The sequence below is a fragment of the Pseudomonas oryzihabitans genome, assembly GCF_001518815.1.
Classification (GTDB): Bacteria; Pseudomonadota; Gammaproteobacteria; order Pseudomonadales; family Pseudomonadaceae; genus Chryseomonas; species Chryseomonas oryzihabitans_E.
Genome location: NZ_CP013987.1, coordinates 977,112 through 999,298 on the forward strand (window position 1 = coordinate 977,112; position 22,187 = coordinate 999,298).

The 22,187-nt window shown below is 59.3% G+C and carries 19 protein-coding genes, 2 tRNA genes and 3 rRNA genes; 22 read left to right on the plus strand and 2 right to left on the minus strand.

Annotated features, from left to right (window positions below):
- Positions 1-54: 54 nt before the first annotated feature.
- From rpoE to APT59_RS04535, 19 genes are all read left to right on the plus strand, one after another.
- Positions 55-636 carry an RNA polymerase sigma factor RpoE gene (gene rpoE / locus APT59_RS04440; RefSeq protein ID WP_026083736.1) on the plus strand — a complete coding sequence of 194 codons (582 nt, stop codon included), beginning with the start codon at positions 55-57 and terminating at the stop codon, positions 634-636.
- A 33-nt stretch (positions 637-669) separates the two neighbouring features.
- Positions 670-1,197 carry a sigma-E factor negative regulatory protein gene (locus APT59_RS04445; RefSeq protein WP_059313745.1) on the plus strand — a complete coding sequence of 176 codons (528 nt, stop codon included), beginning with the start codon at positions 670-672 and terminating at the stop codon, positions 1,195-1,197.
- A gap of 221 nt (positions 1,198-1,418) precedes the next feature.
- A complete protein-coding gene (locus tag APT59_RS04450) occupies positions 1,419-2,843 on the plus strand; it encodes a DegQ family serine endoprotease (protein ID WP_059316823.1) in 1,425 nt (474 codons plus the stop codon).
- Between the two features lie 148 nt (positions 2,844-2,991).
- Complete coding sequence (gene lepA / locus APT59_RS04455) at positions 2,992-4,791, plus strand: translation elongation factor 4 (RefSeq protein WP_059313746.1); 1,800 nt, start codon at positions 2,992-2,994, stop codon at positions 4,789-4,791.
- Between the two features lie 5 nt (positions 4,792-4,796).
- Positions 4,797-5,651 (plus strand): signal peptidase I, encoded by an 855-nt coding sequence (gene lepB / locus APT59_RS04460; protein ID WP_059313747.1) that lies wholly within the window; start codon positions 4,797-4,799, stop codon positions 5,649-5,651.
- Positions 5,648-6,043, plus strand: coding sequence for a DUF4845 domain-containing protein (locus tag APT59_RS04465; protein WP_059313748.1), 396 nt, complete (start codon positions 5,648-5,650; stop codon positions 6,041-6,043). The genes lepB and APT59_RS04465 overlap by 4 nt, the downstream gene beginning before the upstream one ends.
- On the plus strand, positions 6,040-6,729 hold the full coding sequence (rnc, locus tag APT59_RS04470) for a ribonuclease III (RefSeq protein WP_007161997.1): 690 nt from the start codon (positions 6,040-6,042) through the stop codon (positions 6,727-6,729). The genes APT59_RS04465 and rnc overlap by 4 nt, the downstream gene beginning before the upstream one ends.
- Positions 6,722-7,627 (plus strand): GTPase Era, encoded by a 906-nt coding sequence (gene era / locus APT59_RS04475; protein WP_059313749.1) that lies wholly within the window; start codon positions 6,722-6,724, stop codon positions 7,625-7,627. The genes rnc and era overlap by 8 nt, the downstream gene beginning before the upstream one ends.
- A gap of 2 nt (positions 7,628-7,629) precedes the next feature.
- Positions 7,630-8,313 (plus strand): DNA repair protein RecO, encoded by a 684-nt coding sequence (gene recO, locus APT59_RS04480; protein ID WP_059313750.1) that lies wholly within the window; start codon positions 7,630-7,632, stop codon positions 8,311-8,313.
- Positions 8,314-8,316: 3 nt separating this feature from the next.
- On the plus strand, positions 8,317-9,057 hold the full coding sequence (gene pdxJ, locus APT59_RS04485) for a pyridoxine 5'-phosphate synthase (protein ID WP_059313751.1): 741 nt from the start codon (positions 8,317-8,319) through the stop codon (positions 9,055-9,057).
- A gap of 493 nt (positions 9,058-9,550) precedes the next feature.
- Positions 9,551-11,087: ribosomal RNA gene (locus APT59_RS04490) — 16S ribosomal RNA — on the plus strand.
- A gap of 97 nt (positions 11,088-11,184) precedes the next feature.
- Positions 11,185-11,261: transfer RNA gene (locus APT59_RS04495), tRNA-Ile, on the plus strand.
- Positions 11,262-11,267: 6 nt separating this feature from the next.
- Positions 11,268-11,343, plus strand: a tRNA-Ala gene (locus APT59_RS04500).
- Positions 11,344-11,637: 294 nt separating this feature from the next.
- Positions 11,638-14,530, plus strand: a 23S ribosomal RNA gene (locus APT59_RS04505).
- Positions 14,531-14,690: 160 nt separating this feature from the next.
- Positions 14,691-14,806, plus strand: a 5S ribosomal RNA gene (gene rrf, locus APT59_RS04510).
- The 16S, 23S and 5S rRNA genes sit together here with 2 tRNA genes alongside, the layout of an rRNA operon.
- 83 nt (positions 14,807-14,889) lie before the next feature.
- Positions 14,890-15,837: a bifunctional biotin--[acetyl-CoA-carboxylase] ligase/biotin operon repressor BirA gene (gene birA, locus APT59_RS04515; protein WP_059313752.1), complete on the plus strand. Its 948-nt coding sequence runs from the start codon at positions 14,890-14,892 to the stop codon at positions 15,835-15,837.
- Positions 15,827-16,579, plus strand: coding sequence for a type III pantothenate kinase (locus tag APT59_RS04520; RefSeq protein WP_059313753.1), 753 nt, complete (start codon positions 15,827-15,829; stop codon positions 16,577-16,579). Before birA ends, APT59_RS04520 begins: the two co-directional genes overlap by 11 nt.
- A 204-nt stretch (positions 16,580-16,783) precedes the next feature.
- On the plus strand, positions 16,784-17,242 hold the full coding sequence (locus APT59_RS04530) for a DUF3301 domain-containing protein (RefSeq protein WP_059313755.1): 459 nt from the start codon (positions 16,784-16,786) through the stop codon (positions 17,240-17,242).
- A gap of 97 nt (positions 17,243-17,339) precedes the next feature.
- A complete protein-coding gene (locus tag APT59_RS04535; RefSeq protein WP_059313756.1) occupies positions 17,340-18,632 on the plus strand; it encodes an MFS transporter in 1,293 nt (430 codons plus the stop codon).
- A gap of 42 nt (positions 18,633-18,674) precedes the next feature.
- On the opposite strand, the gene APT59_RS04540 is transcribed toward APT59_RS04535, so the two are convergent.
- Positions 18,675-19,064: a hypothetical protein gene (locus APT59_RS04540; protein WP_059313757.1), complete on the minus strand. Its 390-nt coding sequence runs from the start codon at positions 19,062-19,064 to the stop codon at positions 18,675-18,677.
- A gap of 120 nt (positions 19,065-19,184) precedes the next feature.
- Complete coding sequence (locus APT59_RS04545) at positions 19,185-20,120, minus strand: alpha/beta hydrolase (RefSeq protein ID WP_059313758.1); 936 nt, start codon at positions 20,118-20,120, stop codon at positions 19,185-19,187.
- A 120-nt stretch (positions 20,121-20,240) separates the two neighbouring features.
- Here APT59_RS04545 and APT59_RS04550 point away from each other — a divergent pair, with 120 nt between their 5' ends.
- From APT59_RS04550 to APT59_RS04560, 3 genes are all read left to right on the plus strand, one after another.
- Entirely contained in the window at positions 20,241-20,759 is a 519-nt protein-coding gene (locus APT59_RS04550; RefSeq protein ID WP_059313759.1) for a hypothetical protein, read from the plus strand.
- Positions 20,756-21,142: a DUF3140 domain-containing protein gene (locus tag APT59_RS04555; RefSeq protein WP_059313760.1), complete on the plus strand. Its 387-nt coding sequence runs from the start codon at positions 20,756-20,758 to the stop codon at positions 21,140-21,142. Before APT59_RS04550 ends, APT59_RS04555 begins: the two co-directional genes overlap by 4 nt.
- A 143-nt stretch (positions 21,143-21,285) precedes the next feature.
- Positions 21,286-22,176, plus strand: coding sequence for an EamA family transporter (locus APT59_RS04560; RefSeq protein ID WP_059313761.1), 891 nt, complete (start codon positions 21,286-21,288; stop codon positions 22,174-22,176).
- Positions 22,177-22,187: the final 11 nt, after the last annotated feature.

Consider the following 22,187-nt stretch of genomic DNA (forward strand, 5'->3'; position numbering starts at 1 on the left):
GATAGTGAAAGCAAGGACGATACCGAGCTGCAAGCCAAGGACAGCAAGCAAGCCCTGCCCACGCAGGAGCAGGATCAACAACTTGTCGAGCGCGTGCAGCGCGGTGACAAGCGTGCCTTCGACCTGCTGGTACTCAAGTATCAGCACAAGATCCTCGGTCTGATCGTGCGTTTCGTCCACGATACCCAGGAAGCTCAGGACGTCGCGCAGGAGGCTTTCATCAAGGCCTATCGCGCGCTCGGGAACTTCCGCGGTGATAGTGCTTTCTACACATGGCTTTATCGTATCGCCATCAACACGGCAAAGAATCATCTGGTTGCCCGGGGTCGTCGTCCACCGGACAGCGACGTCAGTGCCGAAGATGCGGAATTTTATGAAGGCGACCATGCTCTAAAGGATATCGAGTCCCCAGAGCGGTCCCTTTTGCGGGATGAGATCGAGGCCACCGTGCACCGGACCATCCAGCAGCTCCCGGAAGATCTGCGTACCGCGCTGACCCTTCGTGAGTTCGAAGGCCTCAGCTACGAGGACATTGCCAATGTTATGCAGTGTCCCGTGGGAACGGTCCGGTCTCGGATTTTCCGAGCTCGGGAAGCGATAGACAAAGCATTGCAGCCCTTGCTGCGTGATGCATAGACAGCGGCGACAGCTTTTAGAGAGGTAATACGTATGAGTCGTGAAGCCCTGCTGGAATCCCTGTCCGCTGTTATGGATAACGAAGCGGACGAATTCGAAACCCGGCGTGTCATCGCCGAGGTCAGCAAGGACCCGGAACTGCGCGCCACTTGGTCGCGCTACGCCATGGTCAGTGCCGTGATTCGCGGCGAGCCCATGATGCCGAACCTGGACATCGCTAAGGGCGTCACCACCACGCTGGAGCGTGACGAAGCCGTTGTGGCTCCGGCAGCTCCCGTTGCTGCCCAAGTCAGCAAGGGTCGTTGGTCGAGCCTGGGTCGGGTTGCGGTAGCAGCCTCCGTGACCTTTGCCGTACTGGCTGGCGTGAAGGTATACAACCAGTCTGACGTTTCCACCCAGGGTCTGGCCCAGCAGGCACCAAGCCAGCTGACCGTGCCGCAACCCGCTCGTAGCCCGGCCGTACTGGCCAGCTTCAGCGAGGAAAGCACCAAGGCCAATGCTGAGGTCAAAGCTGATCAGTCTGCTGTAGGTGAAAAGCAGGAAACCCCTGCCCAGCGTTGATCCGCTGGCTTCACCTCGAAACGGTGTCCGGACGTCCAGTTCCGGGCACCGTTTTTTTTCGTCTGCAGGTTTTCCTTCAGGCAGCAAAATGCTTCGAAAGCTATCGTTCAGCAAGGGCGTGATATTCCTGCTGCCAGTCGTCTTTGACTGTGCTTCCCTCGGGGTGGGGCAGTCCGCTAGCGATGTGTTCAAGTCATTGGATAGAGTGGAGCTGCATGCGCATGCGCAATTTCAAGCATTACACCGCTGCCCTGCTAGGGCTCTGGCTGATGGGACTGACGGCCATGGCTCGGGCCGATCTACCGGATTTCACTGGTCTGGTCGAGGCTGCGTCTCCCGCCGTCGTCAACATCAGCACCCGCCAAAAGATTCCCGAAGGTCGTGGCGTCGGCGCCATGACCATGCCCGACCTGGAAGGCCTGCCGCCGGGCATTCGTGAATTCTTCGAACGCAGCATCCCGCAGATGCCGCGCAGCCCGCGTGGCAAGCAGGAGCAGGCCCAGTCGCTGGGTTCCGGCTTCATCATCTCGCCCGATGGCTACATCCTGACCAACAACCATGTGGTCGCCGATGCCGATGAGATCCTGGTGCGTCTATCCGATCGCAGCGATCACACCGCCAAGCTGATCGGCGCGGATCCCCGGACCGACGTGGCTCTGCTGAAGATCGATGCCAAGGACCTGCCCACCCTCAAGTTGGGCAACTCCGATCAGCTCAAGGTTGGCGAATGGGTACTGGCCATCGGCTCGCCCTTCGGCTTCGATCACTCGGTGACTGCCGGTATCGTCAGTGCCAAGGGACGCAGCCTGCCTAACGAAAGCTATGTGCCCTTCATCCAGACCGACGTGGCCATCAACCCGGGTAACTCCGGTGGCCCGCTGTTCAACCTGAAAGGCGAAGTGGTCGGGATCAACTCGCAGATCTTCACCCGCTCCGGTGGCTTCATGGGGCTGTCCTTCGCCATTCCGATCGACGTCGCCATGAATGTGGCCAATCAGCTGAAGACAGAAGGCAAGGTCAGTCGTGGCTGGTTGGGTGTGGTCATCCAGGAAGTGGACAAGGATCTCGCCGAGTCCTTTGGTCTGGATCGCCCTGCCGGCGCCCTGGTCGCCCAGATTCTGGACGACGGCCCTGCCGCCAAGAGCGGGATCAAGGTCGGTGACGTCATCCTCTCGGTCAACGGCCAGAAAATCGAAGAATCCGCCGACCTGCCGCACCTGATCGGCAATCTCAAGCCGGGTGCCAAGGCCGACATGGAGATCATTCGCGAAGGCAAGCGCCAGAACCTCAGCGTCACCGTGGGCGACATGCCCAAGGATGACCAGGCCGCTTCCGGTGGCGAGCCCGGCTCCAATCGTGCCAGCAATCGCCTGGGTATCGCCGTGGCCAATCTGACCCCTGAGCAGAAGAAGACCATGGACCTCCAGAGTGGCGTGGTGATCAACAAGCTCAGCGGCGATGGTCCTGCCGCAGCCATTGGCCTGCGCCCGGGCGATGTCATCACTCACCTGAACAACCAGCCCATCGATTCGGCCAAGGCCTTCGAGAAGATCACCTCCGCCTTGCCGGCCGGGCGTTCCATCTCGATGCGCGTAGTACGTGATGGTCGGGCCAGCTTCATTACCTTCAAGCTGCCCGGCAAGTAATCGGCGGCTCAGCAGCGAAGGGGCAGGCGACTGCCCCTTCTTTTTGTCCGCTCGAACGGCGGAGTCTCCCTTGTTTGCCGCATTCAGGTAAACTTCCCCGCTATTTTCCCGGCGGATGTTCCGCTGCTGGCTATTCGAGTGCTGATACGTGAGTGATCTGAGCCATATCCGCAATTTCTCCATCATCGCCCACATCGATCACGGCAAGTCGACGCTTGCGGATCGGTTCATCCAGATGTGTGGTGGTTTGAGCGACCGAGAAATGGAGGCCCAGGTCCTGGATTCCATGGATCTCGAGCGTGAGCGCGGCATCACCATCAAGGCCCACAGCGTTACGCTGTACTACAAAGCCGAAGACGGTAAGACCTACCAGCTCAACTTCATCGATACCCCTGGCCACGTCGACTTCACCTATGAAGTCAGCCGCTCGCTGGCCGCCTGCGAAGGAGCGCTGCTGGTGGTGGACGCGGGGCAGGGCGTGGAAGCCCAGTCGGTCGCCAACTGCTACACCGCCATCGAGCAGGGCCTTGAGGTCATGCCGGTGCTGAACAAGATGGATCTGCCCCAGGCCGATCCGGACAAGGTCAAGGCCGAGATCGAGCACATCATCGGCATCGACGCTACCGACGCCGTCCCTTGCAGCGCCAAGAGCGGCATGGGCGTGCCCGAGGTGCTGGAGCAACTGGTCAAGGTCATTCCGCCGCCCCAGGGTGAAATCGATGCGCCCCTGCAGGCACTGATCATCGACTCCTGGTTCGATAACTACCTGGGCGTCGTCTCGCTCGTGCGTGTCAAGCATGGTCGGGTCAAGAAGGGCGACAAGATCCTGGTCAAGTCCACCGGCAAGGTGCACCAGGTCGACAGCGTCGGCGTCTTCTCGCCCAAGCACACCGAGATGCCCGATCTGAAAGCGGGCGAAGTGGGCTTCATCATCGCCGGTATCAAGGAAATCCTCGGTGCCCCGGTCGGTGACACCCTGACCCTCAGCGCTACGCCGGATGTCGCCATGCTGCCGGGCTTCCAGCGGGTCAAGCCGCAGGTCTATGCCGGTCTGTTCCCGGTCAGCTCCGACGACTTCGAGGATTTCCGTGAAGCGCTGCAGAAGCTCACTCTCAACGACGCGGCCCTGCAATACGAGCCGGAAAGCTCCGAGGCCCTTGGCTTCGGCTTCCGCATCGGCTTCCTCGGCATGCTGCACATGGAGATCATCCAGGAACGCCTGGAGCGCGAATACGATCTCGACCTGATCACCACCGCGCCGACCGTGGTCTTCGAGGTGGTGCTCAAGGATGGCAGCACCATCTATGTCGACAACCCGTCCAAGCTCCCTGACCTCGCCTCCGTCGCCGAGATGCGCGAGCCCATCGTGCGCGCCAACATCCTGGTACCCCAGGAGCACCTGGGCAACGTCATCACTCTGTGCATCGAGAAGCGTGGCGTCCAGCGCGACATGCAGTTCCTCAGCAGCCAGGTGCAGGTCAGCTACGACCTGCCAATGAACGAGGTGGTGCTGGACTTCTTCGACCGCCTGAAGTCGGTGAGCCGCGGCTATGCGTCGCTGGACTACAGCTTCGATCGCTTCGAAGCCGCCAGCCTGGTCAAGCTCGACGTCCTCATCAACGGTGAGAAGGTCGATGCCCTGGCCCTGATCGTCCATCGCGACAAGGCGCACTACAAGGGTCGCGCCCTGACCGAAAAGATGAAGGAGCTGATCCCGCGGCAGATGTTCGACGTGGCGATCCAGGCGGCCATCGGCGGTCAGATCGTCGCCCGTACCACCGTCAAGGCACTACGCAAGAACGTTCTGGCCAAGTGCTACGGTGGTGACGTCTCCCGTAAACGCAAGCTGCTGGAAAAGCAGAAGGCGGGCAAGAAGCGCATGAAGCAGGTCGGTAGCGTGGAGATTCCTCAGGAGGCCTTCCTGGCCGTGCTCAAGGTGGATAGCTAAAGCCCATGTCTTTGAACTTCCCTCTGTTGCTGGTACTCGCCGTCGCCATCTGTGGCGCCCTGGCGCTCATCGATCTGCTGGTGCTCGCGCCGCGTCGGCGCAAGGCGATCCAGACCTACGGGCAGCAGGTCGGCGAGCCTGATCCTGCAGTACTGGAGCAGTTGAACAAGGAGCCGGCGCTGGTCGAGTACGGAAAGTCCTTCTTTCCCGTACTGGCCATCGTGCTGATCCTGAGGTCGTTCCTGGTCGAGCCCTTCCAGATTCCTTCGGGATCCATGAAGCCGACCCTGGAAGTGGGCGATTTCATCCTGGTGAACAAATTCGCCTATGGTATTCGCCTGCCGGTGGTCGACCTCAAGGTCATTCCGATCGGGGACCCGCAACGGGGTGACGTCATGGTATTCCGCTATCCCAGCGATCCCAGCGTCAACTACATCAAGCGCGTCGTCGGCGTGCCAGGCGACAGCATCCGCTACACCAGCGACAAGCAGCTGTACGTCAACGGCCAACTCGTCAGCAAGCAGCTGGTGGGCGACGAGCCGGGGTCCCTGGGCAGCGTCAAGTTGTTCAAGGAGCAACTCGGCAAGACCGAGCACCTGATCCGCGAAGAAATGACCCGCTACCGCATGGAGCCCGACCACGAATGGAAGGTGCCGGCGGGGCACTACTTCATGATGGGCGACAACCGCGACAACTCCAATGACAGCCGTTACTGGGACGATCCCAACATTCCCCGTGATCTGCTGGGCATGGTTCCGGACCGCAACATCGTCGGCAAGGCGTTCGCCGTCTGGCTGAGCTGGCCTGAGCCCAAGCTGCAGAGCATGCCCACCCTGTCCCGTGTAGGTATCATCAGATGACTGAGCGCAGAGTGCCTCGCCTTCCGTCCCGCCAGCAGGGGCTGTCGTTTCTGGGCGGTCTGCTCGCACTCTGCGTCATTGCCTTCCTGGCCAGTACGGCCATGAAGCTCGTTCCCCATTACCTGGACTACAATGCTCTGACCAAGGTCATCGAATCCATCGGCGACAATCCCGATAACCAGATTCGCAGCGTGTCCGACGTCTACAGCTACGTGGGGAAGGGTATGCAGGTGAACGACATCCGTGATCTCGATCTGCAAAAGGCCATGCGCGTCGAAGCCGACGGCAACCATCTGCAGATCCGCCTCGACTATGAAAAACGTGAACACCTGATCCGCAACATCGATCTGGTCGTTCGTTTCAATCGTGATTTCCGTATAAATCTCCCGTGACTTTATCTCTAGATCGCCTCGAGCGTCGGCTGGGTTATACCTTCAAGGACCCGGACCTGATGCTGCTCGCCCTTACGCACCGCAGCTTTGCCGGTCGTAACAATGAACGCCTTGAATTCCTCGGCGACGCCATTCTCAACTTCATCATCGGTGAAGCCCTCTACGATCACTTCCCCCAGGCTCGCGAAGGCCAGCTGTCCCGTTTGCGGGCCAAGCTGGTGAAAGGCGAGACCCTGGCGCTGCTCGCCCGCAGCTTCGAACTGGGCGACTACCTGCGCCTGGGGTCCGGTGAGCTGAAAAGTGGTGGCTTTCGCCGCGAGTCCATCCTGGCCGATGCCATGGAAGCCCTGATCGGCGGCATCTATCTGGATGCCGGCATGGATGCCGCCAAGGACCGGGTCATGGCCTGGCTCGGCCCCCAGTTGCGCGAGCTGACGCCGGTGGATACCAACAAGGATCCCAAGACCCGACTGCAGGAGTTTCTCCAGGCACGTGCCTGTGACCTGCCGCGCTACGAAGTGGTCGCCATCGAAGGCGAACCGCACTGCCGGGTCTTCTTTGTCGAATGCGAGATCGCCATGCTCAATGAAAAGACGACAGGGCAGGGCGCCAGCCGCCGGATCGCCGAACAGATAGCCGCCTCGGCGGCCTTGATCGCCCTGGGCGTGGAGAATGGTCATGAATGATGAGCTGAAGGCATCGCGCTGCGGCTATGTGGCCATCGTGGGTCGTCCCAACGTCGGCAAGTCCACGCTGCTCAATCATATCCTCGGGCAGAAGCTCGCCATCACGTCGCGCAAGCCGCAGACCACCCGTCACAACATGCTCGGCATCAAGACCGAGGGTGAGGTGCAGACCATCTATGTGGACACTCCCGGTCTGCACAAGGAAAATCAGAAGGCGCTCAACCGCTTCATGAACAAGACGGCCGTCACCGCGTTACGCGATGTGGACGTGGTGGTCTTCGTGGTCGACCGTACGCGCTGGACCGACGAGGATCAGATGGTGCTGGAGCGAGTCCGCTTCGTGAAGTGCCCGGTACTGCTCGCCGTCAACAAGATGGATCGCCTGGAAGACAAGGCCGACATGCTGCCGCACCTGCAGTGGTTGCAGGAGCAACTGCCGGAAGCCACGCTCATTCCGGTCTCCGCCCAGCACGGCCACAACCTCGACGCCCTCGAAGAGCTGGTGGCCGAACGCCTGCCGGAAGGCGATCACTTCTTCCCGGAAGACCAGATCACCGACAGATCCAGCCGCTTCCTGGCAGCCGAGCTGATCCGCGAAAAGATCATGCGTCAGCTGGGGGCGGAATTGCCTTACCAGGTCGCCGTCGAGATCGAGGAATTCAAGTACGAGAACGGCGTGCTGCACATTCACGGCCTCATTCTGGTCGAGCGTGATGGCCAGAAGAAGATCCTCATCGGTCAGGCCGGTGAACGCATCAAGCGCATCGGCCAGGAAGCCCGTCACGACATGGAAACCCTGTTCGACGCCAAGGTCATGCTCAATCTCTGGGTCAAAGTCAAAGGCGGCTGGTCCGATGATGAGCGCGCACTGCGCTCTCTGGGTTATTCCGACCTCTAGCGATGCAGGCGTCCGAGCCGCTGTTCGTCCTGCATTCGCGCCCCTATCGGGAAAGCAGTGCGCTGGTGGATGTATTCGGCGCCTTCGGACGGATCCGTACGGTGCTGCGCGCAGCCCGCTCTCGCTCCGGTAGTCTGGCCAGGCCTTTCATTCCGCTCGAAGGCCAGGTCACCGGACGCGGGGAGCTGAAGAATCTGCAAAAGGTGGCTCCCCTGGCGCCACCCTATCTGCTCCAGGGACAGGCGCTGTTCAGCGGTTTCTATCTCAATGAACTCCTGGTTCGGCTACTGCCCGCCGAAGATCCCTATCCCGCCCTGTTCGAGCTCTATGGCCTGACCCTGGCTGCCCTTGCCCAGGGACGCCCGGTTGAGCCTCTGCTGCGTACCTTTGAATGGCGCCTGCTCGATCTCCTAGGCTATGGCTTCTCGCTGTCCCATGCCCTGGATGGTCAGATCATCGAAGATCAGCGCCTGTATCGCTTCATTCCGGACCAGGGCTTCGAGCCCGTCGACGAGGTTCGCCCCGGTTGCCTGGCCGGCGCGGAAATCCTGGCACTGGAGCGTGGCGAGTGGGACGATCCTACGGTCGTTCGGGCTGCCAAGCGCTTGATGCGTCAGGCCCTGGCGCCGCACCTGGGTAGCAAACCCCTGATGAGTCGCGAATTGTTCGCCAAGCCAAGTGAATAAACCATGAAAGAGTTCAGTCGAGTTCTGTTGGGCGTCAACATCGATCATGTCGCCACCCTGCGCCAGGCCCGGGGTACGCGTTACCCTGATCCGGTCAAGGCGGCACTGGATGCGGAGGAGGCGGGGGCGGATGGCATCACCCTGCACCTGCGCGAGGATCGTCGCCACATTCAAGAGCGGGATGTCCGCCTGCTGCGTGATGTGCTGCAGACCCGCATGAATCTCGAAGTGGCCCTGACTGCTGAAATGCTGGCATTCGCTCAGGAGATCCGCCCCGCGCACGTCTGCCTGGTACCCGAGCGTCGTGAAGAGCTGACGACAGAAGGTGGTTTGGATGTGGTGGGGCAGGTCCAGCGTATCCGCGACGCCATCGCCGCGCTGCCCGCGTCGGAAGTATCCCTCTTTATAGATCCCGAGCTGCAGCAGATTCAGGCGGCCAAGGATTGCGGCGCACCGGTGATCGAACTCCATACCGGTCGCTATGCCGAGGCTGAGACCCAGGAAGAGCAGGCCAGTGAGCTGCAACGCCTGGCCAAGGCCGTGGAGTTCGCCATTGGCCTTGGGCTGGTGGTCAATGCCGGCCATGGTCTGCACTATCACAATGTCCAGCCCATCGCGGCACTGCCGGGTATCAATGAGCTGAACATCGGCCACGCCATCGTGGCCCACGCCGTCTTCGTCGGCTTCAAGCAGGCGGTCAAGGAAATGGCTGAATTGATCCGCTGTCACTCGACTGTAAAATAACTGTTGACGCCCTTTGAAACTCGCCTATAATGCGCCCCACTTCCGGCGCAGATGCTGAAGCGGCTTGAAAATCAAGCACTTAGGTCTGAGCCGGGCGAGGGGTCCACGGAGTCCTCGCCGCTAGGTTAACGCCTCCGGGCGATAACAGAGTGAAGCGGAGGGGGTTGACAGCGTCTCAGGATGCTGTAGGATTCGCCTCCCGCTGCCGAGATTGGTTAGACCGGTCAGGCAAGCGCAAGTGGTTGAGTTGAAACGAAAAAGTTCAAATCAACGCTTGACAGGATGTGAGGACAGCGTAGAATGCGCGCCTCGGTTAGCGACACGGTCGCAGCCACTGCTCTTTAACAAGTTGAATCAAGCAATTCGTGTGGGTGCTTGTGAGATAAGTCTGATGTCGCAAGATTATCAGCAACACAAGTAACTCGTGAATTCATGAGTTTTTTGCGATTGCTGAGCCAAGTTTAGGGTTTTCTCAAAACCCGATCAGTCTACTTAACTGAAGAGTTTGATCATGGCTCAGATTGAACGCTGGCGGCAGGCCTAACACATGCAAGTCGAGCGGATGAAGAGAGCTTGCTCTCTGATTCAGCGGCGGACGGGTGAGTAATGCCTAGGAATCTGCCTAGTAGTGGGGGACAACGTTTCGAAAGGAACGCTAATACCGCATACGTCCTACGGGAGAAAGTGGGGGATCTTCGGACCTCACGCTATTAGATGAGCCTAGGTCGGATTAGCTAGTTGGTAGGGTAACGGCCTACCAAGGCGACGATCCGTAACTGGTCTGAGAGGATGATCAGTCACACTGGAACTGAGACACGGTCCAGACTCCTACGGGAGGCAGCAGTGGGGAATATTGGACAATGGGCGAAAGCCTGATCCAGCCATGCCGCGTGTGTGAAGAAGGCCCTCGGGTCGTAAAGCACTTTAAGTTGGGAGGAAGGGCTCATAGCGAATACCTGTGAGTTTTGACGTTACCAACAGAATAAGCACCGGCTAACTTCGTGCCAGCAGCCGCGGTAATACGAAGGGTGCAAGCGTTAATCGGAATTACTGGGCGTAAAGCGCGCGTAGGTGGCTTGATAAGTTGGATGTGAAATCCCCGGGCTCAACCTGGGAACTGCATCCAAAACTGTCTGGCTAGAGTGTGGTAGAGGGTAGTGGAATTTCCAGTGTAGCGGTGAAATGCGTAGATATTGGAAGGAACACCAGTGGCGAAGGCGACTACCTGGACTAACACTGACACTGAGGTGCGAAAGCGTGGGGAGCAAACAGGATTAGATACCCTGGTAGTCCACGCCGTAAACGATGTCAACTAGCCGTTGGGATCCTTGAGATCTTAGTGGCGCAGCTAACGCATTAAGTTGACCGCCTGGGGAGTACGGCCGCAAGGTTAAAACTCAAATGAATTGACGGGGGCCCGCACAAGCGGTGGAGCATGTGGTTTAATTCGAAGCAACGCGAAGAACCTTACCTGGCCTTGACATGCTGAGAACTTTCCAGAGATGGATTGGTGCCTTCGGGAACTCAGACACAGGTGCTGCATGGCTGTCGTCAGCTCGTGTCGTGAGATGTTGGGTTAAGTCCCGTAACGAGCGCAACCCTTGTCCTTAGTTACCAGCACGTTATGGTGGGCACTCTAAGGAGACTGCCGGTGACAAACCGGAGGAAGGTGGGGATGACGTCAAGTCATCATGGCCCTTACGGCCAGGGCTACACACGTGCTACAATGGTCGGTACAAAGGGTTGCCAAGCCGCGAGGTGGAGCTAATCCCATAAAACCGATCGTAGTCCGGATCGCAGTCTGCAACTCGACTGCGTGAAGTCGGAATCGCTAGTAATCGTGAATCAGAACGTCACGGTGAATACGTTCCCGGGCCTTGTACACACCGCCCGTCACACCATGGGAGTGGGTTGCTCCAGAAGTAGCTAGTCTAACCTTCGGGAGGACGGTTACCACGGAGTGATTCATGACTGGGGTGAAGTCGTAACAAGGTAGCCGTAGGGGAACCTGCGGCTGGATCACCTCCTTAATCGAAAGATGTCAGCTTGCTGGCAAGCACCCACACGAATTGCTTGATTCACTGATAGAAGAGCAATTGAGTTAGTTAGACTCAAGGTAAGACGATTGGGTCTGTAGCTCAGTTGGTTAGAGCGCACCCCTGATAAGGGTGAGGTCGGCAGTTCGAATCTGCCCAGACCCACCAATCGATGGGGCCATAGCTCAGCTGGGAGAGCGCCTGCCTTGCACGCAGGAGGTCAGGAGTTCGATCCTCCTTGGCTCCACCATCTCCACCTAACCGCTAACGCAATTGCTTGAAAAGCTCAGACATGAGCGTTTGATGCACCATCCGGTGTAGCCCAAACTCTGATGTCTGGTCTTTGATCAGAACTGTTCTTTAAAAAATTGGGAAAGTGATAGAAGTAGACTGCATTAACTGTTTTCACTGGCAGTTAGTGTCGTCAAGGTAAAATCTTGCGAACTCAAGCGCAAGTTTTCGGCGAAATGTCGTCTTCACTCATCTAACGCCCTGCAGATCGGTAGCGTCCTTGTGACGCCGGCGAGATTGCTTGGGGTTATATGGTCAAGTGAAGAAGCGCATACGGTGGATGCCTTGGCAGTCAGAGGCGATGAAAGACGTGATAGCCTGCGATAAGCTTCGGTGAGGTGGCAAATGACCTGTGACCCGGAGATCTCTGAATGGGGAAACCCACCTAGCATAAGCTAGGTATCTTAACCTGAATCCATAGGGTTAAGAGGCGAACCAGGGGAACTGAAACATCTAAGTACCCTGAGGAAAAGAAATCAACCGAGATTCCCTTAGTAGTGGCGAGCGAACGGGGACCAGCCCTTAAGTTGATTTGAGAGTAGCGGAACGCTCTGGAAAGTGCGGCCATAGTGGGTGATAGCCCTGTACGCGAAACGCTCTTATCAATGAAATCGAGTAGGACGGGGCACGAGAAACCCTGTCTGAATATGGGGGGACCATCCTCCAAGGCTAAATACTCCTGACTGACCGATAGTGAACCAGTACCGTGAGGGAAAGGCGAAAAGAACCCCGGAGAGGGGAGTGAAATAGAACCTGAAACCGTATGCGTACAAGCAGTGGGAGCCCACTTTGTTGGGTGACTGCGTACCTTTTGTATAATGGGTCAGCGACTTATTTTCAGTGGCGAGCTTAACCGAATAGGGGAGGCGTAGCGAAAGCGAGTCTTAATAGGGCGTCTAGTCGCTGGGAATAGACCCGAAACCGGGCGATCTATCCATGAGCAGGTTGAAGGTTAGGTAACACTGACTGGAGGACCGAACCCACTTCCGTTGAAAAGGCAGGGGATGACTTGTGGATCGGAGTGAAAGGCTAATCAAGCTCGGAGATAGCTGGTTCTCCTCGAAAGCTATTTAGGTAGCGCCTCATGTATCACTCTGGGGGGTAGAGCACTGTTTCGGCTAGGGGGTCATCCCGACTTACCAAACCGATGCAAACTCCGAATACCCAGAAGTGCCGAGCATGGGAGACACACGGCGGGTGCTAACGTCCGTCGTGAAAAGGGAAACAACCCAGACCGTCAGCTAAGGTCCCAAAGTCCTGGTTAAGTGGTAAACGATGTGGGAAGGCTTAGACAGCTAGGAGGTTGGCTTAGAAGCAGCCACCCTTTAAAGAAAGCGTAATAGCTCACTAGTCGAGTCGGCCTGCGCGGAAGATGTAACGGGGCTCAAACCAGGCACCGAAGCTACGGGTATCACCTTTGGTGATGCGGTAGAGGAGCGTTCTGTAAGCCTGTGAAGGTGAGTTGAGAAGCTTGCTGGAGGTATCAGAAGTGCGAATGCTGACATGAGTAACGACAATGCGAGTGAAAAACTCGCACGCCGAAAGACCAAGGGTTCCTGCGCAACGTTAATCGACGCAGGGTGAGTCGGTCCCTAAGGCGAGGCTGAAAGGCGTAGTCGATGGGAAACGGGTTAATATTCCCGTACTTCTAGTTACTGCGATGGGGGGACGGAGAAGGCTAGGCCAGCTTGGCGATGGTTGTCCAAGTTTAAGGTGGTAGGCTGACTGTTTAGGTAAATCCGGACAGTTAAGGCCGAGAACTGATGACGATCCTTCTTTTAGAAGGAGAAGTGGTTGATGCCATGCTTCCAGGAAAAGCCTCTAAGCTTCAGGTAACTAGGAACCGTACCCCAAACCGACACAGGTGGTCGGGTAGAGAATACCAAGGCGCTTGAGAGAACTCGGGTGAAGGAACTAGGCAAAATGGCACCGTAACTTCGGGAGAAGGTGCGCCGGTGAGGGTGAAGGGTTTACCCCGTAAGCTCATGCCGGTCGAAGATACCAGGCCGCTGCGACTGTTTATTAAAAACACAGCACTCTGCAAACACGAAAGTGGACGTATAGGGTGTGACGCCTGCCCGGTGCCGGAAGGTTAATTGATGGGGTTAGCGCAAGCGAAGCTCTTGATCGAAGCCCCGGTAAACGGCGGCCGTAACTATAACGGTCCTAAGGTAGCGAAATTCCTTGTCGGGTAAGTTCCGACCTGCACGAATGGCGTAACGATGGCGGCGCTGTCTCCACCCGAGACTCAGTGAAATTGAAATCGCTGTGAAGATGCAGTGTATCCGCGGCTAGACGGAAAGACCCCGTGAACCTTTACTGTAGCTTTGCACTGGACTTTGAGCTTGCTTGTGTAGGATAGGTGGGAGGCTTTGAAGCGTGGACGCCAGTCTGCGTGGAGCCATCCTTGAAATACCACCCTGGCAACCTTGAGGTTCTAACTCTGGTCCGTTATCCGGATCGAGGACAGTGTATGGTGGGCAGTTTGACTGGGGCGGTCTCCTCCTAAAGAGTAACGGAGGAGTACGAAGGTGCGCTCAGACCGGTCGGAAATCGGTCGTAGAGTATAAAGGCAAAAGCGCGCTTGACTGCGAGACAGACACGTCGAGCAGGTACGAAAGTAGGTCTTAGTGATCCGGTGGTTCTGTATGGAAGGGCCATCGCTCAACGGATAAAAGGTACTCCGGGGATAACAGGCTGATACCGCCCAAGAGTTCATATCGACGGCGGTGTTTGGCACCTCGATGTCGGCTCATCACATCCTGGGGCTGAAGCCGGTCCCAAGGGTATGGCTGTTCGCCATTTAAAGTGGTACGCGAGCTGGGTTTAGAACGTCGTGAGACAGTTCGGTCCCTATCTGCCGTGGACGTTTGAGATTTGAGAGGGGCTGCTCCTAGTACGAGAGGACCGGAGTGGACGAACCTCTGGTGTTCCGGTTGTCACGCCAGTGGCATCGCCGGGTAGCTATGTTCGGAAGAGATAACCGCTGAAAGCATCTAAGCGGGAAACTTGCCTCAAGATGAGATCTCACTGGAGCCTTGAGCTTCCTAAAGGGCCGTCGAAGACTACGACGTTGATAGGTCGGGTGTGTAAGCGCTGTGAGGCGTTGAGCTAACCGATACTAATTGCCCGTGAGGCTTGACCATATAACACCCAAACAATCTGACCGCAGGTCAGAGCGTGAGGAAGACGACGCCGGAAACGGGCGCGTGGGTTCGCAAGACCCCAAGACGAATTGTCTACTTCGATCACAGACCCAATTGGGCCAGCCAGGCAGTCTTATTGCCTGGCCAGCCAACCGAATTGCTTGACGAACATAGAGCATTGGAACCACCTGATCCCTTCCCGAACTCAGAAGTGAAACGATGCATCGCCGATGGTAGTGTGGGGTTTCCCCATGTGAGAGTAGGTCATCGTCAAGCGCCTAACACCCAGCACCCCCGCTCAGATCACTCTGGCGGGGGTGTTGTCTTTGGGGCGGAAGAAAGTCGAACGGAGTTCGGGCATGCCGTTGCTGAACCTGCTGAGTGATGGAAAATTTCATTCCGGCGTCGAGCTTGGTGAGGCCTTGGGCGTCTCCAGGAGTGCCATCTGGAAGCGCCTGAAGACGCTTGAAGAAGACTTTGGCGTCGAGGTGTTCAAGGTTCCGGGGCGGGGTTACCGCTTGGAGGAGCCCCTGTTCCTGCTCGATGCCGAGCGCATCGCTCGGCAGGGTGGGTGGCCAGTTACCGTCCTGGCTTCGATAGATTCCACCAATGCCGAGGCGCAACGCCGGCTGCACCAGCACGAGCAGCCACCCTTCGTCTTGCTGGCCGAGCATCAGCAGGCCGGGCGCGGACGTCGAGGTCGTGCCTGGATCAGCCCCTATGGCAAGAATCTCTATCTCACCGCCGTGGTGTCCAGCCAGGGTGGCATCCAGAAGCTGCAGGCACTGAGCCTGACCATGGGCCTGGCCGTGATCCGTACCCTGCAACGGCTGGGTGTCGAAGATGCCTGGCTGAAGTGGCCCAATGACGTCCTGGTTCGTGGTCGCAAGCTGGCTGGCATTCTGATCGAGCTGTCGGGTGATCCGCAGGACGTCTGTCAGGCAATCATCGGAATTGGCATCAACGTCAACATGCGCCTGGCCGAGAACATCGATCAGCCGTGGATTTCCATGGCCGAGGCGTTGGGTGGCCTGCAGGATCGCAACGAGGTCGCCAGCCTCCTGCTCCAGGAGATAGACAACCTGTGGTGTATTCATCGCCAGTCGGGATTCACCGCCCTGCGGGACGAGTGGGAGCGTTATCATGGCTGGCAAGGTCGAGCGGTAACCCTGTCTTCGGGGGTTCGCTGTATCCAGGGCACAGTGGAAGGAGTTGCCGAAGATGGGGCTATCCTCATGCGCGTAGACGGGCAGACGCAGGCTTTCAGCGGTGGCGAATTGAGCCTGAGCCTAGATCATGATTCTTGAACTCGATTGTGGTAACAGCCTGATCAAGTGGCGGCTCTTGGCCAAGGGTGGCGACGTGGTCGCTACCGGCATCGTCGACAGCGACGAAGCCCTGATCGCCGCGTTGTCCCAACCGGACACACCCGCCCTGACGGCCTGTCGCCTGGTCAGCGTGCGCAGTGACGAAGAGACCCAGCGACTCAAGGAGCTTCTCACGGCGACCTTCGGTATCGTCTGCCACCAGGCCTTGCCAGTAGAGATCTGGAACGGCGTGCGCAATGGATATCGGGACCACCAGCGCCTGGGCATGGACCGTTGGCTGGTGATCCTGGCAGCGGTGCAGTTGGCAGAAGGCAAGGCTTGTGTAGTGCTTGACCTGGGTACTGCGGTCACCGCCGATCTGGTCGACGCCCAGGGCGAGCATCAGGGTGGGTTCATCTGTCCGGGTATTCCGTTGATGCGTCGGGAACTGCAGACCCATACCCGTCGTATCCGCTACGATCCACATTGGGCCAGTGGTGAACGCTACGAGGCGCCGGGACGTACGACCATCGAGGCCGTGGAGCGTGGGTGTCTATACATGCTCAAGGGTTTCGTCCGTACTCAGTACGAACTGGCTCAGGATATGTTCGCCGAAGGTTGCGAAGTGTTTCTGACCGGGGGTGACGCAGAACTGGTCAAACATGTCGTTCCGGGTGCGCGAATCGTGCCCGATATGGTGTTTGCTGGATTGGCATTGGCGTGTCCGCTCGAGAACGAATGATGCGTTGGTTGTTTCTGCTATTGGCGGTACTGAACGTTTTCTACTACATATGGCACCAACAGCAGGCGCCTTTGTTAGGTAAGGAAATCGCCCCTCTGGCGTTGTACAAAGGCGAGCGTGAGAACATTCGCCTGTTGAACGAGACGGCATCCGGTGACGCTGTGCGGCGTCAGTGACGGCGGTACCCTTCGATGAGGAGCGAAGATGCTGACGCTAGGTAATCTCTGCCTGTTACTGGGCGCAGTCGGCATTGGTCTGTGGTTCTGGCATGCCCATGGCATTCGCGAACAGGCTCTGAGGTTGGCGGAGCAGGAGTGCCGCCGCCGCAAGGTCATCCTGCTCGATGGCGCCGTGGCTTTTTCACGTTTTCGCTGGATGGCCGATGCCAAGGGGCGCAAGCGCCTGGCCCGGCTATTCGCCTTCGAGTTCACCGTGACGGGTGAAGAGCGGCTGAACGCCTCTCTTGCGCTGTTCGGCAAGACGCTGGCCAAGGTCGACTTCGCCTCCTTCGTGGTACCCGAGGTCGAACGGCCGTCGGCGGACTCAGTGGTGGCTTCGGCTCCCGTCTATCAGGCCAAGCCCGAGCATGGCCAGGTGGTCTATCTGGATCAGTGGCGGCAGCGCCAGCGCACCGATACCAGCAGGCGCCAAGAGCCGGAGTAGGATCCGGCGCTTCTTTCAAACCCTTTCCTTTCTTGGTCTCGACGATCAGCGCGTGCTGGTCCGTTCTGGCTTTTCGCTTCCTTTCATGTGATCCCTGATGTTCAGCCCTCTAGTTACCTTTCCTGCGCTCTATTTCGCCACCCTGTTGATGTTGGCCGGTTCCGGTCTGTTCACCACCTATATCGGCCTGAGACTCACTCAGCAGGGAGCTGGCGACCTCTGGACCGGCGCCCTGATGGCGGCCTATTACTTCGGGCTGGTGTGCGGGGGCAAGTTCGGCCACCGGCTCATCGCCGGTGTCGGCCATATCCGCTCCTATGTGGCCTGTGCCGGTGCCGCCACGGTCACCGTCCTCATCCATGCCCTGGTCGACGACCTGAACGTCTGGATCGCGCTGAGATTCGTCATGGGCATAGTGATGATGAACCAGTACATGGTGATCGAGAGCTGGCTCAACGAGCAGGCGGAGAATCATCAGCGCGGCAAGGTGTTCGCGGGCTACATGGTTGCGGTGGACCTGGGTCTGGTGATCGGCCAGGCGCTGCTGGCCTGGCATCCGCAACTGGATTACAAGCCGCTGTTGCTGGTCGCGATCTGCTTCGCCTCTTGCCTGATTCCCCTGGCGATGACGCGGCGGGTGCACCCGGCCAAGCTGGTGGCGGCGCCCCTGGAGATCCGCTTCTTCTGGCAGCGTGTACCTCAGTCACTGGTGACCATCTTTACCGCGGGACTGCTGGTGGGCGGCTTCTATGGCCTGGCACCGGTATTCGCCAGCCGTAGCGGGCTGGACACGGCGCAGTCGAGCTTCTATGTCGGGTTGTGCATCGTGGCAGGTTTCTGCGCCCAGTGGCCGCTGGGTTGGCTGTCGGATCGTCTCGATCGCTGCAAGCTGATCCGCGCCAATGCGGTATTGCTGTGCCTCGCGGCGGTGCCGCTGTGGGGCCTGATCACCTTGCCCTATCCCTGGCTGCTGGCCGCGGGATTCGTGTCGGGGATGCTGCTGTTCACCCTCTATCCGCTGGCCACGGCCTTTGCCAATGACCATGTCGAGCCCGAGCGGCGGGTGGAGTTGTCGGCGATGCTGCTGACCACCTATGGCGTGGGTGCGTGCATCGGTCCTCTGCTGGCTGGCGCCGCCATGGAGCACTTTGGCCCGGGCATGTTCTATGTGCTGACCTCGGCCTATGCGCTGATCCTGATCTTCTTCGTGCAACCGCGCTTCGTGAGTGGCGAGCACCGACTGGACGCGGCGCCGCTGCATCACGTGGCCATGCCCGATTCGGTGAGTCCGATGGCGGCGGCGCTGGACCCGCGGATCGACGAGGTGCCTCAGGAGCTGAGCGTGGACGCACCCGCCAGCATCGGGCCGGGCAGCGAAAAGATTCATTGAGCGAGCCCGGCGCAAGGCCGGGCAGGAAGGCGCTGATAAGGCTTAGGCCTGGCGGGTCTGGCCGGCCTTGATCAGGCGGTCGAGGGTCTGGGCCGACCCGTTTTCAGCCACTTCATCGCTATCCAGGCGCTGTTGCTGGTCTTCGATGACCTGACCCAGTGGGCGCAGGCTGGACTCTTCGGCGACCCGGTGTTCCTGCAGCTGCCGTTGCTGCTGCTTGATGATCTGGCCCAGGGGACGCAGGCTGGATTCCTCGGCGAGGGTGTGTTCCTGCAGGCGCTGCTGCTGTTGCTTGATCAGCTGGCCCAGGGGGCGTTGGCTGGATTCCTCGGCGATCTGGGTCGCAGCGCTCGGAGCAGAGACGAAGTCCTGGGCGAAGGTGTTGAGGGCAAGAGCGGTCAGGGCAAAACCGAAGGCGATACGCAGGTTCATGGTGGTGTCCTCTGGGGAGACTGGTCTGGAGTGAGTTCAGTATCCCGAGCAGGGCCGCCCGAAAAAAATAGACTGGCGAGATAGTGACTATCAGCGCCGTCGATGGCTTTGCGAAAGTGTCTAGCCTCCTGTCGATGATTCTCGCTTTTCCGCTTCGCTCAGGTGCGCGCCACCGAACAGTTCGCGCAAGGCGGCGGCATAGTCGCGCGTGCCGATCACCATGCTGTTGGAGTGAGTGCCGCCCGGGATCAACAGCAGCCGCTTGGGCGGTTGCGCGGCTGCATAAAGCGCCTCGCTGAAGCGGGGCGGCACATAGCGGTCGTCGCCGCCGTGGACGATGAGCACCGGGATATGGATTTCCGGGATCTTGTCCAGGGAATCGAATTTCTCCGACATCAGCCAGCGCAGGGGAAAGCGGGTGTCGACCACTGCCGAGGCGGCGTCGGCCAGGGTGGTGAAGGTGGATTCGATGATCAAACCGGCCGCGGCGGGATAGTCGCCCGTCGGATCTCCGTCACGGGCGATGCGCCAGGCCAGATCCACCGCCACCGCACCACCCAGTGAATGGCCATAGATGTATCTCTTGCGGGGATCGGGCTGCAGGCTCTGCAGGTGCTTCCAGGCGATGCGGGCATCCTGGTAGACGCTGCGCTCCGACGGGACGTCGCCAGGGCTTTCACCGAAGCCGCGATAGTCGATGGCCAGCACCGAATAGCCGAGTTGTCGCAGGGTGGCGATGCGCCGGACCTGCGCCGTGAGGTTCCAGCGGGTACCGTGCAGATAGAGCAGGGTGGGGGCGTCTGGACGGCGGGCGGGCCACCACCAGGCGTGGAGGTAGTCGGTGCCGGTCAGACCGTCCGGAACCGGCAGATTGAACTGGCGGACGCCTTCCGGCACGCCAGTGAACCAGCTGGCATTGCCGGGCTCGATGCTGAACACCCACTGACGTTCGCGATAGGCCAGTTCCGAGCAGCCATAGGGGACACCTACACCCACCAGCAGGATGACGAAGAGCAGCGGGATCCAGCGGCGGCGGAGTAGGGCGGCAGGGGACATGGCGTTCTCTGAAGACTAAGGCGGGGGACTGGAGCGTTCGTCGCCTAGCGCGAACCCCCGTTTCGGTTGGACAGTCATCCTAGAGTCAACGACTGCAATGTCTCCAACTTGAGGTGAGCCATGAGTGCCACGGCCAAGAAGAGCGATCCCGAACTCTGGGAAAAGGTGAAGCAAGAAATTACCGCGGGCGACAAGGGCGGCAAGCCCGGTCAGTGGTCGGCGCGCAAGGCGCAGCTGGCGGCCCAGGAGTACCAGAAGCGCGGTGGTGAATACCAGGGCGGCAAAGGCAAGGACAACCATCTGCAGCAATGGACCGACGAGAAGTGGGGCACCCGCTCCGGCAAGAAGTCCGAAGCGACCGGTGAACGCTATCTGCCGGAAAAGGCACGGGATTCCCTGAGCAAGGAAGAGTACCAGCGCACCACCGCGAAGAAGCGTCGCGATACGCGACGCGGTAAGCAGCATTCCAAGCAGCCTGCCGATGTGGCACGCAAGACGGCGACCGCGCGCGAATCGGGCCTGGCCGGTCTGACCAAGGACGAGCTGATGAAACGTGCCGCGCGCCGTGAGGTGCGGGGCCGGTCGCGTATGAAGAAAGACGAACTGGTGAAAGCGTTGCAAAAGGCAGGTGAAAAATGAGCACCAAGAAGGCTTCCGACGACGACCGGAAAGAAGTACGCAACGAATTCAAGCAGGTGGTCAACATGACCCCGAGCCAGCTGCGCAAATGGCTCAGCGGTGACACCAGCAAGGGCGTCGGCATGACCAAGGGCGGCAAGAAGGTCACCGCAGCCAACGACGGCAAGGCGGTCGGCCACGCCATGGGCGAACGTATCCTGGAGCTCAAGGGCAAGCGCCAGGCCGAGCTGGAAGACGATGACTACCAGGCCATGCGCAAGGTCATCGGCTATGTCCATCGCCATCTCAAGCAGCGGCCGGAGGGCGATATCGAAGATTCGCGCTGGCGCAAATCGCTGATGAACTGGGGCCACGACCCGCTGCGCGACAAGCGCAGTGCCTGATCCCAACTAACCGCAGCCCAGGCTGCGGTTTTTCTTTTGCAGAGAGTGACTGGCCGAATTTGTGGGCAACTGTGACGCCGCAGCGCGGACACAAAGGAGTAGGGTAGCCGCCTATCTATCTGAACGCGTTCAAGGAGTTGTCGATGGCACCCCGGGATCTGTTGCTGGCACTGGTCGTCATCCTGGCCTGGGGGGTGAACTTCGTCGTCATCAAGCTCGGGCTGCATGGGGTGCCGCCCATGTTGCTGGGTACCTTGCGCTTCTGCCTGGCGGCCTTTCCGGCGATTCTGTTCGTGCGGCGACCCCAGGTGTCCTGGCGGCTGCTACTGGCCTACGGGCTGACCATCTCCCTGGGGCAGTTCGCCTTCCTGTTCTCGGCCATGTACGTGGGCATGCCGGCCGGCCTGGCCTCGCTGGTGCTGCAGGCGCAGGCCTTCTTTACCCTGGCGTTCGCCGCCACGTTGCTTGGGGAAAAGGTAAGACGTGCCAGCCTGGTAGGGCTGGCGGTGGCGGCCCTGGGGCTCTTGCTGATCGGTACCGAGCATGGCGTCACCATGACCCTGGCTGGTTTCCTGCTCACCCTGGCGGCCGCAGCCATGTGGGGCCTGGGCAATATCGTCACCAAGAAGATCGGCAAGGTGGACATGCTCGGTCTGGTGGTCTGGGGCAGCCTGATTCCGCCGCTGCCCTTCCTGGCCCTGTCGCTGCTGCTGGAAGGCCCGGAGCAGATCTCCACGGCACTGACGTCGCTGTCGGGCGGGTCGGTCTTCGCCATCGTCTACCTGGCCTTTATCGCCACCCTGGTTGGCTACGGCATCTGGAGTCGGCTGCTGTCGCGCTATCCGGCCGGTCAGGTGGCGCCCTTTTCGCTGCTGGTGCCGGTGGTTGGCCTGACGTCAGCGGCCGTCGTGCTGGGCGAGCAAATGACCACTCAGCAACAACTGGGTGGGCTGGCGGTCATGCTGGGCCTGCTGATCAATGTCTTTGGCGGTCGCTGGCTGGATGCTCGGAAAAGCGTGTCACCTAACGCATGATGTTGCACGTT